The following is a 16,775-nucleotide window of genomic DNA, read 5'->3' as shown; positions in this document are numbered from 1 at the left end:
GTGACCATGAACCATCCGATGCAGGAGCGCTCATGCCCATGACCGTGGCCGCGGTGATCATTGCCAAGAACGAGGAGTCGAACATCCGAGCCTGTCTCGACTCGGTCGCCTGGGCGGACGAGCGTATCGTCGTCGATGCTGAAAGCACCGATCGGACCGTGGCGATTGCGGAGCAGGTGGGCGCCCGCGTCTTTGTCAGGGCCTGGCCCGGGTACGGACCGCAGAAGAATTTCGGCATGGATCAGGCTTCTGCCGACTGGATCCTGATCGTCGACGCCGACGAGCGGGTGACTGATTCCCTGCAGCGCGAGATTCAGACATTGCTGGCGACCAGACCGGCCGACGACGTCGGCGGGTACGAGATCCCCCGAAAAAACTTCTTTTATGGGAAGTGGATCGAAGGCGGGGGGATCTACCCGGACTATCAGCTACGTCTGTTTCGGAAATCTTCCGGCCGCTATGACGACGTGCGCCTGCACGAACATCTGACGGTTGACGGGCGAATCGTCCGGCTGCATGAACCGTTCGTGCATTTCAGCATGCCCACCATCGGGCACCATGTCAGAAAAATGATGTGGTACACGACGCTGGGCGCGGACGAGAAACTCAAACATGCCCGCGCGATCTCAGCCTGGGCGATCGCCGCCCACCACGTGGGGACGATCTTCAAGACGTATGTGATGCGGGGCGGGTATCGCGACGGGGTTCATGGAATTATCGTCGCGATGTTTGCTGGGCTGCACACGTTCGTGAAGTATGCGAAGGCTTGGGAGCGGCTGCAGGCAAACCGTGAGGCAGGCAGGCTTCCGGCAAGTCAGGTCCGGTTGGAAGGCAGAGGGGGCACGTAAGGTCGATGCGGATCGGCATCGATGCGTCCTCGATTGTCGGCGATAAGGGTGGGGTGGGTTGGCACACGCACCACCTTCTGCAGAATCTGCTGCTCTTGCCGGATGAACTGCGCTATATCGGGTACGTGCGGCCCGGGGTTCTCCGTGATGGTCGGCCGGCAGGGTGGGCGAGCTCGGACAAGATCGAATGGATGGAAGTGCCGCGTTGGCTGATGCGCTGGCGTGGAGCATGGGATCGGCTCGATCTGTATCACGGCCCCAATTTCAAAATGCATACGACCGGCCGCTGCGGTGGCGTGGTCACGATCCATGACCTATGGCTGGTGCGGCATCCGGAATACTCCCCAAAGGTGTTCGGGCAGGCGGCCTCCACCCAGCGGGCTCGGGATACGGCACGGCGGGCACGGGCGGTCGTGACGGTTTCGGAGTTCTCCGCGCGTGAGATCGAGGCCTTGTACGGGGTTTCGCGCGAACGGATCGTGGTGATTCACAACGGCGTGTCCGAAGACTTTGCGCCTGTGCGGGATGAAGCGCTGTGCGCCGACGTACGACGCAGGCTGGAACTCCCGCAAGCGGGGTTTCTCCTGTTCGTGGGGGGGGCCGACCCACGGAAGAACCATCGCGGCTTTCTTCAGGCCGTCGCCCGTTGTCGAGACAAGTTGAAGGGGCGGGCGGTCGTCTTGGTCGGTGATCCGGAGCATGCCATGGGGAGCTATCGCAAGACGGCGAACGAGTTCGGGCTCGAGTCGCTCGTGTGTTGCCCCGGCAGAATGAATCGGGATGATCTCCGTGTGCTCTACACCTTGGCGGATGTGTTCGTCTTTCCGTCGCTGTATGAAGGCTTCGGGATGCCGGTACTCGAGGCGATGGCTTGCGGGGCCCCGACCATTACGTCTTCGACAACCGCGCTGCCGGAAGTGGCGGGAGACGCCGCGTTGTTGGTGAACCCGGAAGACCCCGAGGCATTGGGGCAGGCGATCGTGGCGGTATTGGCGGACGAGGGGCTGCGTGACGACCTTCGCCGACGCGGGGCCGCACGCCCCACGCATTTTACCTGGCACGATGCCGCGGTCCGAACCAGTGCGTTGTACCGGACCCTGTGCTCCTGACGGATCGATCGATGTCATTTCAGAACATCCTGGTCATCAAATTGCGGCATATCGGAGACGTGCTGCTGTCGACTCCTGTCCTTCACGAGATACGCCAAGCCTATCCCTCCGCTCGATTGACGATCTTGCTCAATCGGGGAACAGAGGCGGTGCTGGCCAACAATCCGGATTTGGACCACGTGCTCTTCGTCCAGAAGGGGCCGCTCGCGGCGCAGATCGAATTCTTGCGCCAGCTTCGGGCGCGGCAATTCGATTGTGTCATCGACCTGACGGACGGTGATCGGTCCGCCATGCTGAGCCTCGTGACCGGGGCGCCGGTGCGAGTCGGGTTCAACGGAGAACATCGTTGGCGCGGGCTGCTTTACAGCTCCGTTGCGAAACCTCGGCCGGCAGATTCCCACCGCGTCGAGTACGATCTCTGTTCGCTGAGGGAGATCGGTCTCGATCCCAAGCCGGGGCAGCCCCGCGTGTATCCATCGTCGTCCGATGAAGCTGTGGTTGAGGAGTGGCTACGCACCAGCGAAGCGGTTCGAGATCGTGCGGTGCCGATGGTGTTGTTGCAGCCAGGCGCCCGATACTCACTCAAGGTGTGGCCGCAGGAGCGTTATGCGCAAGTGGCCGATCATTTGGCGGAGCGGTATGGATTTCGCGTATTGTTGGGCGGGGATGATCGGGAGCGTCCGGTGGCGGAGGCCGTCGCGCGCGAGGCCCGCTCGGCTTCGGTGGTTGTGGCGGGACGGTTTACGCTGCTTCAGTTTGCCGCCTTGCTGAAGCGATGCGTGCTGTTCGTCGGCAACGATGGGGGCGCGATGCACATTGCTGCCGCGGTGGGAACACCGGTCGTCGCGTTGTTCGGACCGACCTATCCCCAACGATGGGGGCCGCGCGGCGGTGCGACGGAGATTTTGTATAAGGGCCTGGATTGCCGTGCCTGCTTTCATCCGACCTGCCTGCGGGGCGATGACAGTTGTCTGAGACAGATCGGGGTGGGAGAGGTTTGCGCGGCGGCGGACAGGCTGTTGGGGCGAAGACCGGGGCGATTGGGACCGGCCGAAGGAGGGAGCGAGAACAACGCGGCTCCCTCCCAAGGTGTTTCGAATAGCTCCGACCCGAGCATCGGATGAAGGTGCTGTACCTCACGGATGCGGGGCAGGATTATCTCGCCGACCAAATCTATGATGGTCTGTGCGCCGTCATTGGCCGGGAGGGTGTGATCGACTTTCCCCGGAAGCCTATCTATCACTCGGAACCGCCCGAGGGAACATTATCCAGCCGTCCGTGTGAGCTGGCATTGGACGAACAGGCGAGCTTCATTCGCGAAGGGGCCATAGATTTGGTCATCGTGTCTTCTCCGCGGCAGGGTGCCGTCAAAGCTTGCCGGGATCTTGCCGGTTGCGTGGCCCTGCCCCCGGTTGTGTTGCTGGATGGAGAGGATGACCGGCGGATCAGGCAAGACTTGGCTCGGGTGATTCATGCCGGCCTCTATTTCAAGCGAGAACTTCCGTTGAGCAGTGTATCAACCGGTCACGAGCAACGGAGGGCTCAAGCGGGCGAAGGGTTGGCGCCGCTGGAAGGGCGTGTGCAGCCGTTGCCGTTTTCGGTGACGTCTGCCGAGCTTGAACCGCTTCCCGACCTGGCCCGCGATGTCGACGTGTCGTTCGTAGGCCGCGCCTCCCATAGAAAGCGGGTCCGTGCCGTCAGGCTCCTGCGCGAGGCTCGCGACATCCGGTTCGAAGGGGGTATTTATGCCGAATCGACGGATCGGGCCTCCAAACTGACCGATTCCTGGTTCGGCATGATGGCCGCCAAGTTGCGAGGCGATCCTCCGGGGCAGGGATCAATCACGAAGTTCGGACGTGAGGGCTATCGCGCACTGTTGGCCCGGTCTAAGACGGCCCTCTCTGTCCGAGGGGGCGGATTCGACACCCTGCGCTACTGGGAGATTGCGGCTTCGAAAATTCCGCTGATCTCGGAGGTGCCGGATATCCTCATTCCTCACAACCTCGAACATGGCGTGCATGCGATCTTCTGCCGTCCTGACCTCGGAGATCTGGTGGAATGGGTTCGGCGCCTTCGCGACGATGAAGGGGAACGCAACCGGCTGGCCCACGCCGCCTATCACCATGTGCTTGCCCACCATACGTCGGCCCGGCGAGCCACATACATGCTGGATTTGTGTCGGAAAATGCTTTAGAGGTTTCCCGTGACATCAGTCAGTTTGGTCATCGCTCTTTACAATCAACTGGGCTACACGCGGCAATGCATCGATTCGATCAAGCGACATTCGCCCGCGGATGTCGAACTCATTTTGGTCGACAACGGCTCGACCGACGGGACTGCCGACTACCTGCGTACCGTCGATGCCACGACCATTTTGAACCCGACCAACCTTGGATGCGCCAAAGCCTGGAATCAGGGAATCATGGCAAGCCGTGGGTTGGTGGTTGGGATTCTCAATAATGACATTCTGGTGACGCCGGGATGGTTGGAAGCGCTCCTGGCCTTCATGGATAAGGAAAAGTTGGGCATTGCCTGTCCCGCTGCGCGGGAGGGGTTGCTTGACTATGATCTGCCCGAATATGCCAAGACCTTCACCAAAGCCTGCGCGGAAGCGGTGAGGCGTGAGCTGTACGCGCCCTGCATGTTGATCCGGCGCGAGGTCTTCGACCGGATTGGACTCTTCGATGAAGGGTTCGAGTACGGCGGCTGCGAAGACACGGACTTTCTCTGGAGGACGACCGCCGCCGGCTTTTTGACGGCGATGACCGGCTCGGCGCTGATTCATCATTTTTCAAAAGTGACGCAGGACGCCGTGGCACGGCATGAAACCAATCAGTATTGGAATCACAACATGGCACACTTTACGCGCAAGTGGGGGCGGACCATCCGTGGAAATTGGTTTCAACGACGCTGGACCGATCTGAGGAACAAATGGGTCCGGCGATCAGAGCTGCATCGATTCGGCCATACGCTCGTTGAAAAGCTTCCGCCGTCAGGCAGAGCGCCGATCGGGTGCTCATGAGGGGCCGCAACGGGGCGGCGGGCGTGCTGGTGAAATACCGGCCGGGCCGTGCATGAAGATCACGATTGCCGCCTGGCACCTCAAGAATCAAAACGTCGGGATCGGACGGTATTGCCGGGAGCTGATCGATGCGCTCGGCCGTGTCGATCGGACGAACGAGTATCGGATTCTCATTCCGTCGCCGACCCATCCGTTCCAGGCGAGACCGAACTTCGAGTATCGAATCGTGCGGTTTCCCTTCTTCCGACGCCGGTTCTGGGAGCAGGTGGCGCCCTGGCTCAGCGGCGGATTCGATCTGCTGCACTTTCCCTACGATTCCTGCGTGGTTTGGAAGCGAGGGCGATTCGTCACTACAATCCACGACATCAAGCCGCTCCTCTTTCCTGAACTTCGCTCGAAAACAAACCTAACCAGCCGCTTCGAGGCCTGGCTGATTGGGGATCGCTGGAAGAAGATCGACCAAGTCATCACGATTTCGGAACATTCGCGGAAGGACATTCTCGCGCGGTTCCCGTTGCGCCCTGATCAGGTGTCCGTCACGCCGATGGGATTTGACTCGACCAGATTCAAGCTGGCCGGTGGGCAGGCGGAGGGAAAGCCGTCCGTGTTGTGTGTCGCCGGGTCCGATCCCACGAAGAATGTGGGGTGTTTGGTTGACGCATTCGGCCGATTGTCCCAGGACGTACGCGGCGGAGTCGACCTGGTCCTGGCCGGGGATGTGTGCAAGCGTGCGGACATTCGGGCGGCGGTTGAACGGGCCGGCCTGGAATCGCAGACGAGACTTGTGGGCGTGGTGTCGGATACGGAGTTGATTCAGCTCTATCAGGCCGCCACGATCTTTTGTTTTCCGTCGCTGTATGAAGGATTCGGATTGCCGGTGCTGGAGGCAATGGCCTGCGGAATTCCGGTGGTCTGCTCCAACACGTCGTCGCTCCCTGAAGTGGTGGGCGACAGCGCGCTGACCTTCGATCCACGGAAGCCGGAACAGTTGACGGCCGCCCTGGAGGACCTGCTGACATCGCCTGCTCGACGCACTGACCTGCGGGAGCGTGGCCTTGCGCGGGCAGGCGCGTTTACCTGGGACCGGACGGCGGTGGAAACCGTGGCCGCCTACCGGCGAGCATTGGAACGGTGATGGGCCTCGCGCGATCGAGACAGATTCGATCAACGACGAGAGTTCCTTGACAGCATCGGGACCCTATGCTCAGATCAGGTGCAGGTATTGAGGCGAGTTCGGACCGGACGCGGTGAATCAAGATGTGAGCGGGGGGAAAAGAATCTATGGCGGGAGAGACGAGTGATTTTGTGATCGCCGGTGCCGGCGTGATCGGTGTGGCCATCGCCCGTGAACTGCGTCGCCGGCATCGCGCTTCCGTGACTGTGATCGAAAAGGAGCCGACTGCAGGCTTCCACGCAAGCGGGCGCAACAGCGGCGTCCTCCATGCCGGTGTGTACTATAAGGCCGGCACGCTGAAGGCGACGCTGTGCGTGGAAGGCAATCGACGCCTGCGGGCCTACTGCCAGGACAAATCGATCCAGCTCAACGCCTACGGTAAAGTCATCGTCGCGAGGACCGAATCTGAACTGCCGGCGCTGAAGGAGTTGTATGCGCGTTCGCAAGCCAACGGCGTCCGCGTGGACTTGGTCGATCAGCAGGCGCTGAAGGAAATTGAGCCTTGCGCGAAAACCGTGCAGCATGCGCTGTACGTCAGGGATACGGCGGTGGTGAATCCCCAGCGGGTCATGGAAGCTATGGTGCTCGATGCGCAGAACGAGGGCGTCCAGTTCCGTTTTGGCTGTGCCTGGCAGGGACGTGATAGGGACGGGGCTGTTCGGACTTCCCAAGGCATCCTGTCCCACGGCCACTTCGTCAACTGCGGCGGGCTCTTTGCCGATCGCATCGCGCATGTCTACGGCGTCGGTCTTCACTATCAGATCCTTCCTTTCCGGGGGCAGTTCTATCGCCTACGGCCGGAGTCAAAACTTCAAGTGCGAGGGAATATTTATCCGGTCCCTGATTTGCGTAACCCATTCCTCGGCGTGCACTTTACGCGGAGACCGGAAGGCGAGGTGACGATCGGTCCCTCGGCGCTGCCCTTGCTGGGACGAGAGCAATACCGCGGACTCGGCGGCGCGACCCTACACGATGGACTCACCATGCTCAAGTATTTGATCCGGCTTTTCGGCCGCAACCGCGACCACTTCCGATCGATCGCGTTGACGGAAATGGTGAAGCTGACCAGGGGCGGTTTTTACCGCGAGGCCGAGGCGCTCGGCGTGGGGTTCGAAATGGCCGATCTGTTGCCGGGGAAGGAGCCGGGCATCCGCGCCCAACTGATCGATACCCGCACGGCCGATCTGCTGAGCGACTTCGTCATCGAGCCTGGCCCTCGATCAACCCATGTCCTCAATGCCGTCTCGCCGGCCTTTACCTCCTCGCTCCCCTTCGCCGAACACGTGGTCGGCATGATGAAGCTGGGATAGGTCCCGTCCTCACACCTGAATCCGGAGCTCCCGCTGCATGTGCGGCATTGTCGGCCTTCTCAGCCTGGATGTACCGGAACCCGAAGACACCATCCATCGGATGGTGCAGGCGATTCGCTATCGGGGGCCGGACGATGCAGGTGTCTGGCGCGATCCGGCCAGCGGGATTGCCCTGGGACATGCCAGGCTCTCGATCCTGGATCTCTCGCCCAACGGCCATCAACCCATGCGCTCTGCGTCGGGTCGCTATGTCATTGTCTACAACGGCGAGATCTACAATTTTGCCGAGCTGAGAAAAGACCTCGAAACGGCAGGGCATCGCTTTCGAGGCCATTCCGACACCGAGGTCCTTCTGGCTGGTATCGAGCGGTGGGGACTGGAGCCGACCCTCGTTCGGTGCAACGGTATGTTTGCGCTGGCGCTGTGGGACCGCGAGGCGAAGGCCTTGATGCTCGCCAGGGACCGGATGGGGGAGAAGCCGCTCTATTACGGCTGGATGGGGAAGCAGTTTCTGTTCGGATCGGAGTTGAAGGCCCTCCGAGCCCATCCGCGCTTCAATCGATCCGTGGACCGTTCTGCCCTGACGCTCCTGCTCCGCCACAACTGTATCCCCGGACCGTATTCCATCTATGAAGGCATCGCAAAGCTTCCGCCTGCGCATTGGGTGACACTTTCGCGGCCCACGATGAGTCCGGGAACGATGCCGCCATCCCGTGCCTATTGGTCGCTGAACAGCGGTGTCGAGCGCGGGCTTGGCCATCCATTCCAGGGCAGCGAAGCCGAGGCCGTCGAGGAATTAGACCATCGGCTTCGACGCTCCGTCCGGAACCGGATGGTGGCGGATGTGCCGGTGGGGGCTTTCTTGTCCGGCGGCATTGATTCCTCGGCGGTTGTGGCGTTGATGCAGGCAGAGAGCACCCAGCCGGTTCGTACCTTTTCCATCGGCTATCAGGAACCCGAGTACAACGAAGCGCCCTACGCACAAGAGGTGGCCCGTCATCTGGGAACCGAACACACCGAATTGTACGTGACGCCGGAACAGGCCCTGGCCGTCATTCCCCGGCTGCCGACTCTGTACGACGAGCCGTTCGCGGACGCATCCCAGGTGCCGACGACGCTGGTCGCGGAACTGGCACGGCAGCACGTTACGGTGGCGCTGTCGGGCGATGGGGGGGATGAACTGTTCGGCGGGTACAACCGGTATTTCTGGGGACGGACACTCAGGCACCGCATTGGATGGATTCCGTCGGCCGCCCGCCCGTGGGGGGCCCGCGCAATCAGAATGATCTCGCCGCAAGGGTGGGATCGATGGTTCCAACGATTTGCCGGCCTGTTGCCCTCTGTACAGGTGCCGGGGGAGAAGCTGTACAAACTGGCCCAGACATTGGACGTCGGCGATCTGGATCAGCTGTATTTCGGGTTTGTGTCCCATTGGAAGGATCCGGAGGAGATCGTGATCGGCGGAAAGGAGCCTGTCACGCTGCTGACTGACCGTACCCGCTGGCCGACCTTGCCTGATTTCACGATGCGGATGATGTATCTCGATTCGGTTACCTACCTCCCGGACGATCTGCTGGTGAAGGTGGATCGGGCCACGATGGCGGTGGGCTTGGAGGCGAGGATTCCCTTTCTCGACCACGAATTGGTGGAATTCGCCTGGCGCCTCCCGCTCTCCCTCAAAATCCGCACCGGCGATATGGGGAAATATCTGCTGCGACGGATGCTGGCTCGCTATGTTCCGCCGCCGCTCTTCGAACGGCCGAAGATGGGGTTTGGGGTGCCGTTGGATTCCTGGCTGCGCGGCCCCTTGCGGGAGTGGGCCGAGGACTTGCTCGACGAGGGCCGGTTGCGGCGCGAAGGCTACTTCCATCCCGCTCCGATCAGGGAAAAGTGGATTCAGCATCTGTCCGGTGCCGCCAATTGGCAGTATCACCTCTGGGACGTGCTGATGTTCCAGGCCTGGCTGCCGCGGTAGCCGCGTACGGTTGGCCCGCGGGTGTTGAGTTTTCTCCCTCCAATCTGCTACAGGATCAGGAGTTCTGCTGAGCTGCGTGGCTCGACGGCGCGCTCGCGTTCCAATTCCTGAACCAGCGACATGTGGCGGAGGCTCGAGCGTTCCGTGGACAGCACGCTTCTCCAACAGGTCCAGCAATTTATCGACCGCCATCGGGCCGAGGCGAGCACGCTGAGCACTCCATCCCTTAGTGCCGACACCTTGCTGGACTCCAGCTTCTCGCCTAAGCCTGCAATAGTTGCCCCATCGTTTTTGCAGGGGAAGCGGGTGCTGGTGACCGGAGCCGGAGGGTCGATCGGGGCTGAGCTCTGCAGGCAGATTGCCCAACAGGCTCCGGATCGCCTCGTTCTCTTCGAGCGATCGGAGAACGCGCTCTACCATCTCGAACGTGATCTGCGCCAGCGACTTTCGAGCGGGACGGTTGTGCCCTTGCTCGGCGACATCACTCAGCCTCACACCGTAGCGGCCGCGTTTCAGCAAGTTCGGCCTGATGTGGTGTTTCACGCGGCGGCCCATAAGCATGTCCCGCTCATGGAGCAGTTCCCTCTCGAGGCCGTCAGAAACAACATCATCGGGACCCGTATCGTGGCTGAGGCCGCTGTGGCGGTGGGGGCGGCGCGGGTGGTGCTGCTCTCCACGGACAAGGCGGTCAATCCGTCGAGCGTGATGGGCGCCACCAAGCGCGTGGCGGAACGCATCATCCAGAGCATGAATGGCGCTGAGACCAGACTCTCCGCCGTGAGATTCGGAAATGTCTTCGGCAGCAGCGGCAGCGTGGTCCCGCTGTTCGCCGAGCAGATTCGGCGAGGCGGTCCGGTGACCGTGACGCACCCCGAGGTCAAACGGTATTTCATGACCATTTCTCAAGCCGTGCAATTGGTGCTGCAAGCCAGCACACTCGGGCAGGGCGGGGAGGTCTTCGTCCTCGACATGGGCGAACAGATCCGCATCGTCGATCTTGCCTGCAGCATGATCGAAATGTCTGGTCTGCAACCGGGGCGCGACGTTAAGATTGATTTTATCGGTCTGCGGCCTGGTGAAAAACTCGCCGAACAGTTGTACGACGAGGGCGAGGTGGTCGAAAATACCGTGCATCTGAAGGTGAAACGGGCGGTCAGCCTGTCAGTGGAGACTGCGAATCTGGATGAGGAACTGCTGCGAGAGGTGGAACGGTCTTGCCATAACGGTGAGGCAGACCGCGCGACGGCGCTCCTACAGAAACTTGTCCCGACGTTCCATCCTTCGTCGTTCCAAGTCTGCCCATAGTGGATGACCCACATACAGCCGACCGCTGACCCTGTCCTGTCTTCAGTCTGTATGCAACGCGACCGTCTCATGCGAAAACCTTCTTCAAGAACATTGCGCAGGGGCTCGTTCGCATGCCCGGTGCCGGGCACTGGCTCCAGGGCGAACGGACTGCACCAAGGAGATGAGGTGCCGAAATGAAAGGCGTCGTGTTGGCGGGAGGATTGGGAACCCGTCTGTTGCCCCTCACCAAAGTGACGAACAAGCACCTGCTCCCGGTCTATAACCAGCCCATGATCTATTACCCGATCCAGAGCCTGGTCAACGCAGGGATTCTGGAAGTGATGATCGTGACGGGAGGCAACAGCGCCGGAGATTTCCTCAAGCTCCTGGGGAACGGAAGGGAGTTTGGGCTCAAGCATTTGAGCTACACCTATCAGCAGGGTGAAGGCGGAATTGCCGATGCCCTACGCCTGGCCGAACATTTCGCCGATCAGGGGCCGGTGTGCGTGGTCTTGGGGGATAATTTGATCCAGGGCAACATCGCCAAGGCGACCACGGAGTTCAGGGCCCAGAAAACCGGCGCGAAGATTTTGCTCAAAGAGGTCAAGGATCCCCAGCGATTCGGCGTGCCGGTGTTGGAGGGAAACCGGGTGGTGAAGATCGAGGAGAAGCCAGCCCAACCTAAGTCTTCCTATGCGGTCACCGGAATCTATTTTTACGATGCCAAGGTGTTCGACATCGTGCGGACGTTGAAACCATCCGGGCGCGGCGAACTGGAAATCACCGACGTCAATAACGCCTACATCGAACGGGGAGAATTGACGTGGAGCGGGCTTGAGGGCTGGTGGACCGACGCCGGCACGATCGAGTCCCTGTACCAAGCCAACCAGCTGGTCGCGCAGACCGGCGCGAACCGAATGGATGTGTAGATGAGAATTCTGGTGACAGGCGGTGCCGGCTTCATCGGGTCCCATCTCGTGCGCCGGTTGATCGAGAACGGCGGGCACAGCGTGGTCAATCTCGATGCGCTGAAGTATTCGGGCAACCTGAACAACCTGACGGATCTCGCGGCGCATCCGCGGTATACGTTCGTGCAGGCGGACATCTGCGACCAGCCGGCCGTGCGCGCGGTGCTGCGGGATTATCGCATCGAGGGAATCATCAATTTGGCGGCGGAGACCCATGTCGACCGCTCCATCCTCGATCCCGGTGCCTTTGCCAGGACCGACGTGGTGGGGACGGGTATTTTGCTCGAGGAGGCGCGTCAGCAGGGCGTGCAGCGCTACCTTCAGGTGAGTACCGATGAGGTCTATGGGAGCGTCGAGCAGGGGAGTAGCACTGAAGAGGACCGATTGGAGCCCAGAAGTCCCTATTCCGCCAGTAAGGCGGGCGGAGATCTGTTGGTCCTGAGCTATTGGACGACGTATCGCTTTCCCGTGGTCATCACGCGAGGCAGCAACACCTATGGGCCCAACCAATATCCCGAAAAGTTCATCCCGCTGTTCGTGACCAATGCGATCGAGAACGAACCGCTCCCGCTGTACGGAGACGGAAAACAGCGCCGCGACTGGCTGTCGGTCTATGACCATGCCGCCGGCATCCAGCACGCGTTCGAACAGGGAGCGCCGGGCACGATCTACAACGTCGGCGGCGGGAACGAACGGGAAAACGTGACGGTGGCCGACCAGATTCTGGCGGCGCTCGACAAGCCTCGGACGCTCATTCGCTTCGTCGAGGACCGGCCGGGCCATGATCGGCGATATGCGATCGACTGCACCCGTCTGCGGGGATTGGGTTGGAGGCCTGAAGTGCCGTTCGAGGAAGGACTCAGGCAGACAGTGGAATGGTACCGGACGCATGAGCGGTGGTGGAAGCCCATTAAGTCCGGTGAGTTTAAGGAATATTATCAGCGACAGTACCAGCAGCGCTTGCAGCGGGGGACGGCATGCGAATCGCGCTGACGGGGGCACAGGGACAGCTGGGTCATGAGTTGCAGCGGGTGTTGGCAAAGCACGAACTCATTCCTCTTGATCTTCCGGCGTTCGACTTGACCAAGCCGGACTGCGCCGACGCGATGCTGGATGCGGCACCGGAGATCATCGTGCACGCCGGCGCCTATACCGATGTCGACGGGGCGGAACGGAATCCCGAGTTGGCCATGGCGATCAATGCCTCGGGCACCGAACGGGTGACCCGAGCGGCAGAGCAGGTCGGTGCTCGAATGATCTATATCTCGACCGACTATGTGTTCGACGGGCGGGCGCACCGTCCGTATGTGGAGAAGGACGCTCCGAATCCGGTCAGCGTCTATGGAGCCTCGAAACGGGCCGGAGAAGAACGGGTGTTGGGGATGTGCCGCAATGCGTTGGTCGTCCGTACCGCCTGGCTGTATGGGAGTCACGGTAAGAATTTCGTGAAGACGATCCTGCAACTGGCCTCCGAACGGCCCGTGTTGAAGGTCGTTGCGGACCAGCGCGGTTGTCCCACGTTCGCGGGGGACTTGGCGGCCGTCATCGGGCAACTCCTGGATCGGCCGGTGACGGGGATTCTTCACGTGGCGAACTCCGGCTCCTGCACCTGGCGGGAATTTGCCGCTGCAATCGTCTCCCTTTCCGGGCGGTCCGTGCCGGTCGAGCCGATCACGACGGCCGAAGCAGGCCGTCTCGCCAGGCGACCGGCCTATTCCGTGCTGGCGTCGGATCGTCATCTGGAGTTGGGGCTGCGTATGCCGACATGGGAGGATGCGCTCAAGCGATTTCTCCAGCCGGTATCGGTCGGAGTATCCGCCTCCTAATCAGCGGATCGGTTTCTTTTCTCGATCGGCGCTCGTTGAAGCATGCGGCAGGACATGCCTCGGAATGATGTCGTTCTTGTGGAACCTTCGGCTTTTCTCTATACTCCGGGCGTGCAGCCCGACATTCACACCTGCTCCTGCATCGTCGCATCATTCTGTCTATCACCATCCGCGGAAGACCGGTGGGTTCGTGCGTCGTAATGGATTGAGTCGGAAGGGGCCGCGATGAAGCCCATGACCATCTGGTTGACCGGATTGCCCTGTGCCGGAAAGACCACACTTGCCAACCATCTGTTTCGCCACTTACTCGAACGCGGACATCAGCGCCTGGAAGTTCTGGACGGTGATGTGGTGCGTACCCACCTCTCCAAGGGCCTTGGTTTCTCCCGATCGGATCGCGACACGAACGTCCTGCGTATCGGATGGGTCTGTCAGGTGCTGACGAAACATGGCGTGACCCCGATCGTCGCGGCCGTCTCTCCCTATCGGGAGAGCCGGAACGAGGTACGGGCCATGATCGAGAAGGTCGGAGGCCCGGGGGCCTTCATCGAAGTGTGGGTTCGTTGCGCGGTCGAAGAATGTATCCGGCGCGATGTCAAAGGCATGTATGCCAAGGCTTTGCGTGGAGAGATTCAGCAGTTCACGGGGGTTTCCGATCCCTATGAGGAGCCGACCAGCGCGGAGGTGGTGGTGAATACCAGCATTGAATCGCCCGCCGAGTCGGTCGGCCTGATTCTTCAGGCGGTGCAGAAGTTTGCATAGCGCGGGACGCGGTGTGGTCGGCTGCAACGGTACAGTCTTGGACTTTCAGGGGGAACGAGGGCATGAAACGAGCGTTGATTACGGGAATCACGGGACAAGACGGATCGTACCTGGCCGAGTATCTGCTGGAAAAGGGGTATGAGGTTCACGGGATCGTCCGTCGTGTCGCGCTGGAGGACCCTGAACACCGCCTGTGGCGGATTGCCCATGTGAAGGATCGCCTGCATTTGCATGCCGGCTCCCTGGAAAGTCTGCCCAGCCTCTATAGGGTCTTGAATGTGGTGCGTCCGGAGGAATGTTACCACCTGGCGGCCCAGAGCTTTGTCGCCTATTCCTTCGAGGACGAATTTTCGACCCTCAACGCGAATATCAACGGCACGCACCATATGCTGGCGGCCCTCCGCGACGTGGTTCCCCTCTGCCGCTTCTATTTCGCCGCATCCAGCGAGATGTTCGGCAAAGTGGAGGAAGTTCCGCAGACGGAGCGCACGCCGTTCCATCCCCGGTCGGCCTACGGCATTTCCAAAGTTGCGGGCTTCGATCTGACGAGGAACTATCGGGAGGCCTACGGGCTGTTCGCCTGCTCGGGCATCTTGTACAACCATGAATCGCCCCGTCGCGGCTATGAGTTTGTGACACGAAAAATCACGTCCCATGCTGCGCGGATCAAGTTAGGGTTGGCAAAGGAACTGAAACTGGGAAATTTGGAGGCGAAACGGGATTGGGGGCATGCCCGTGAATACGTGAAGGCCATGTGGCTGATGCTGCAGCAGAATGAACCGGACGACTACGTCATCGCGACCGGCGAACAGCATACGGTACGGGCGTTCGCCGAAGCGGCCTTCGGGCATTTAGGATTGGACTATCGGGACTATGTGCAGATCGATCCGCAGTTCCTGCGGCCGGCTGATGTGGAGACGTTGCTCGGCGATCCGGCCAAAGCGAAGGCAACATTGGGTTGGTCGTACCGGTTGAGTTTCAACGATCTCGTCTCGGAAATGGTCGAAGCCGACGTTCGTTGGCTCGAAGGACGGGGTAAGTCTTCGCCGTGATGCGGGACGAGAATCCATCTTCCGCCGCTTCGGTACTGATCCCTTCCTCCCAGGATCCTCCGTCTTCGACCGCACGACTTTCGTTTTGGGACGTCCAACTCTATGGGCTTGCCGCAGTGACCTTCACCAGCTTCTTTCCTGGCTGGTTCCATCTCCAAGAGTATCTGCTGTTCTCTCTCCTTGCCGCAGTGGTCTTCGTCTCCATTCGCGACAGGACTCTTCCGTTGCATCGGTCGGCCGTCGATCTGCCGCTCGGGCTGTTTGTGATCTGGGTGCTCGGGACTGTGCCTTTTGCCACCGACCCCGGATACAGCCTGTCGGAGTGGCGAAAGTTCGTGACGCATGCGCTCGCGTTTTATTGGACCGCTGCTGTCATCGGACGGCAGCGCGACGGCAGATGGAAGCCCTTGTTGGTCGCGGCGATCGTGACCGGGTGTCTCGGCATGTCGGTCTATGCGGTCGGGGAGTTCGTGATCCGTGGCGGGTCCTGGCAGAGTCGCGCGATTCGGGCCGGGGCGCCTTCATCGGATTACAATTGGCTGAGCACCTATATCGTACTGGCGTTGCCCATGCTGATTGCCGCCGGCTTCGTGTATCGTGAATGGCGGCAGCGGATCATCGTCGTCGGCACGGCGGCGGTCGCTACGCTCGCACAGGTTGCTTCGCTCACCAGGGCTGGGTGGCTGGCCCATGTCGTCCAGGCGATCGCCGTGGGGATGGTGGGATGGGGGCGTCGGATGATGCTGATCGTGGTGATCGGCTTGGCGCTGGTCGGCGGCGGATTGATGCTGCTTACCCGCGTGGGGGGACCCTCGCCGACCATGGATCCCTGGACCTTTGAGTCTCGGATTGCCGTTTGGAAGCTTGGAGCGGATGAATTGCTGGCGCACCCCTTGACCGGCATCGGGTATGGAAACAACAGTTTCTTGAAGCGACACCCGGAGTACGATCCGGAAGTCCAGCGGGCGAGAAATGAACGCGAACGGGTGCTCCCGGCCATGCACAGCACGTTCATCATGGTGGCGTTAGGGGGCGGGGTGCCGGCATTGGTGCTGTTCATCTGGTTGTTTGCCGCGATCCTGCGCCAGTTCTTAATCCCCCGAGGAGAGGGTGTGGGAAGGGATGAACGCGTACTCTTGTTGGGAGCGGCGATGGCTATCCTGGGGTTTGCCGTGCGCAATATCTTCGATTATATGTTTGCCGGAAGCCTGTCCTACCTTTTTTGGATCTTGGCGGCATTCGGTGTCTCCATCTCTTTCAGTGGTGCGGTCCGCCGCTCCACCGTCAAAGCCTAGCGCGGTCGATCCGCGGTCCCTCCTGGTTTGCCCTGAGTTCGGAAAATGAGTATGATGCCCCAGCCACTGAGCGATCCCGCTGGGGTTGGGTGCGGATGCCGGCAGGACGATCGGTCGGCTCTCCGTGCGCGATGTTCGGGCAGGGCT

15 protein-coding genes are annotated in these 16,775 nt (G+C 61.0%); all 15 read left to right on the top strand.

Annotated features, from left to right (window positions below):
* The first annotated feature begins 32 nt into the window (after nt 1–32).
* The 15 genes from KF814_14885 to KF814_14815 all read left to right on the top strand — a co-directional run bounded on the left by KF814_14885 (nt 33) and on the right by KF814_14815 (nt 16,628).
* A complete protein-coding gene (locus tag KF814_14885) occupies nt 33–848 on the top strand; it encodes a glycosyltransferase family 2 protein (GenBank protein ID MBX3237432.1) in 816 nt (271 codons plus the stop codon).
* 5 nt (nt 849–853) lie between these two features.
* The gene (locus KF814_14880) at nt 854–1,957 is read left to right on the top strand and encodes a glycosyltransferase family 4 protein (protein ID MBX3237431.1); all 1,104 of its coding nucleotides are present in this window, start codon (nt 854–856) and stop codon (nt 1,955–1,957) included.
* 11 nt (nt 1,958–1,968) lie between these two features.
* Nucleotides 1,969–3,081 carry a putative lipopolysaccharide heptosyltransferase III gene (gene rfaQ / locus KF814_14875; GenBank protein ID MBX3237430.1) on the top strand — a complete coding sequence of 371 codons (1,113 nt, stop codon included), beginning with the start codon at nt 1,969–1,971 and terminating at the stop codon, nt 3,079–3,081.
* Nucleotides 3,078–4,151, top strand: coding sequence for a glycosyltransferase family 1 protein (locus KF814_14870; GenBank protein ID MBX3237429.1), 1,074 nt, complete (start codon nt 3,078–3,080; stop codon nt 4,149–4,151). Before rfaQ ends, KF814_14870 begins: the two co-directional genes overlap by 4 nt.
* Before the next feature lie 9 nt (nt 4,152–4,160).
* Nucleotides 4,161–4,979 (top strand): glycosyltransferase family 2 protein, encoded by an 819-nt coding sequence (locus tag KF814_14865; GenBank protein MBX3237428.1) that lies wholly within the window; start codon nt 4,161–4,163, stop codon nt 4,977–4,979.
* A gap of 52 nt (nt 4,980–5,031) precedes the next feature.
* Nucleotides 5,032–6,114 carry a glycosyltransferase family 4 protein gene (locus KF814_14860; GenBank protein MBX3237427.1) on the top strand — a complete coding sequence of 361 codons (1,083 nt, stop codon included), beginning with the start codon at nt 5,032–5,034 and terminating at the stop codon, nt 6,112–6,114.
* Nucleotides 6,115–6,260: 146 nt separating this feature from the next.
* On the top strand, nt 6,261–7,463 hold the full coding sequence (gene lhgO, locus KF814_14855; protein MBX3237426.1) for an L-2-hydroxyglutarate oxidase: 1,203 nt from the start codon (nt 6,261–6,263) through the stop codon (nt 7,461–7,463).
* A 37-nt stretch (nt 7,464–7,500) separates the two neighbouring features.
* Nucleotides 7,501–9,438, top strand: a complete 1,938-nt coding sequence (gene asnB, locus KF814_14850; protein ID MBX3237425.1) for an asparagine synthase (glutamine-hydrolyzing) — start codon at nt 7,501–7,503, stop codon at nt 9,436–9,438.
* Nucleotides 9,439–9,582: 144 nt separating this feature from the next.
* The gene (locus KF814_14845; protein ID MBX3237424.1) at nt 9,583–10,743 is read left to right on the top strand and encodes a polysaccharide biosynthesis protein; all 1,161 of its coding nucleotides are present in this window, start codon (nt 9,583–9,585) and stop codon (nt 10,741–10,743) included.
* 176 nt (nt 10,744–10,919) lie between these two features.
* Complete coding sequence (locus tag KF814_14840; protein MBX3237423.1) at nt 10,920–11,654, top strand: NTP transferase domain-containing protein; 735 nt, start codon at nt 10,920–10,922, stop codon at nt 11,652–11,654.
* Complete coding sequence (gene rfbB, locus KF814_14835; GenBank protein ID MBX3237422.1) at nt 11,655–12,686, top strand: dTDP-glucose 4,6-dehydratase; 1,032 nt, start codon at nt 11,655–11,657, stop codon at nt 12,684–12,686.
* Nucleotides 12,671–13,519: a dTDP-4-dehydrorhamnose reductase gene (rfbD, locus tag KF814_14830; protein ID MBX3237421.1), complete on the top strand. Its 849-nt coding sequence runs from the start codon at nt 12,671–12,673 to the stop codon at nt 13,517–13,519. The genes rfbB and rfbD overlap by 16 nt, the downstream gene beginning before the upstream one ends.
* Before the next feature lie 225 nt (nt 13,520–13,744).
* Entirely contained in the window at nt 13,745–14,281 is a 537-nt protein-coding gene (cysC, locus tag KF814_14825; GenBank protein MBX3237420.1) for an adenylyl-sulfate kinase, read from the top strand.
* 62 nt (nt 14,282–14,343) lie between these two features.
* Nucleotides 14,344–15,333: a GDP-mannose 4,6-dehydratase gene (locus tag KF814_14820; GenBank protein ID MBX3237419.1), complete on the top strand. Its 990-nt coding sequence runs from the start codon at nt 14,344–14,346 to the stop codon at nt 15,331–15,333.
* Nucleotides 15,330–16,628 carry an O-antigen ligase family protein gene (locus tag KF814_14815; protein ID MBX3237418.1) on the top strand — a complete coding sequence of 433 codons (1,299 nt, stop codon included), beginning with the start codon at nt 15,330–15,332 and terminating at the stop codon, nt 16,626–16,628. The genes KF814_14820 and KF814_14815 overlap by 4 nt, the downstream gene beginning before the upstream one ends.
* Nucleotides 16,629–16,775: the final 147 nt, after the last annotated feature.

It is taken from the genome of Nitrospiraceae bacterium, from assembly GCA_019637075.1.
In the GTDB taxonomy this organism is placed as follows: domain Bacteria; phylum Nitrospirota; class Nitrospiria; order Nitrospirales; family Nitrospiraceae; genus JAHBWI01.
This window is presented reverse-complemented; position numbering and strand designations above follow the sequence as displayed.

Excerpts from the sequence above, each read along its gene's own strand:
- cysC (MBX3237420.1), top strand. The coding sequence starts at position 13,745 with ATGAAGCCCATGACCATCTGGTTGACCGGATTGCCCTGTGCCGGAAAG.
- KF814_14885 (MBX3237432.1), top strand. The coding sequence starts at position 33 with ATGCCCATGACCGTGGCCGCGGTGATCATTGCCAAGAACGAGGAGTCG.
- lhgO (MBX3237426.1), top strand. The coding sequence starts at position 6,261 with ATGGCGGGAGAGACGAGTGATTTTGTGATCGCCGGTGCCGGCGTGATC.
- rfbB (MBX3237422.1), top strand. The coding sequence starts at position 11,655 with ATGAGAATTCTGGTGACAGGCGGTGCCGGCTTCATCGGGTCCCATCTC.
- rfbD (MBX3237421.1), top strand. The coding sequence starts at position 12,671 with ATGCGAATCGCGCTGACGGGGGCACAGGGACAGCTGGGTCATGAGTTG.
- KF814_14870 (MBX3237429.1), top strand. The coding sequence starts at position 3,078 with ATGAAGGTGCTGTACCTCACGGATGCGGGGCAGGATTATCTCGCCGAC.
- rfaQ (MBX3237430.1), top strand. The coding sequence starts at position 1,969 with ATGTCATTTCAGAACATCCTGGTCATCAAATTGCGGCATATCGGAGAC.
- KF814_14860 (MBX3237427.1), top strand. The coding sequence starts at position 5,032 with ATGAAGATCACGATTGCCGCCTGGCACCTCAAGAATCAAAACGTCGGG.
- asnB (MBX3237425.1), top strand. The coding sequence starts at position 7,501 with ATGTGCGGCATTGTCGGCCTTCTCAGCCTGGATGTACCGGAACCCGAA.
- KF814_14820 (MBX3237419.1), top strand. The coding sequence starts at position 14,344 with ATGAAACGAGCGTTGATTACGGGAATCACGGGACAAGACGGATCGTAC.
- KF814_14880 (MBX3237431.1), top strand. The coding sequence starts at position 854 with ATGCGGATCGGCATCGATGCGTCCTCGATTGTCGGCGATAAGGGTGGG.
- KF814_14840 (MBX3237423.1), top strand. The coding sequence starts at position 10,920 with ATGAAAGGCGTCGTGTTGGCGGGAGGATTGGGAACCCGTCTGTTGCCC.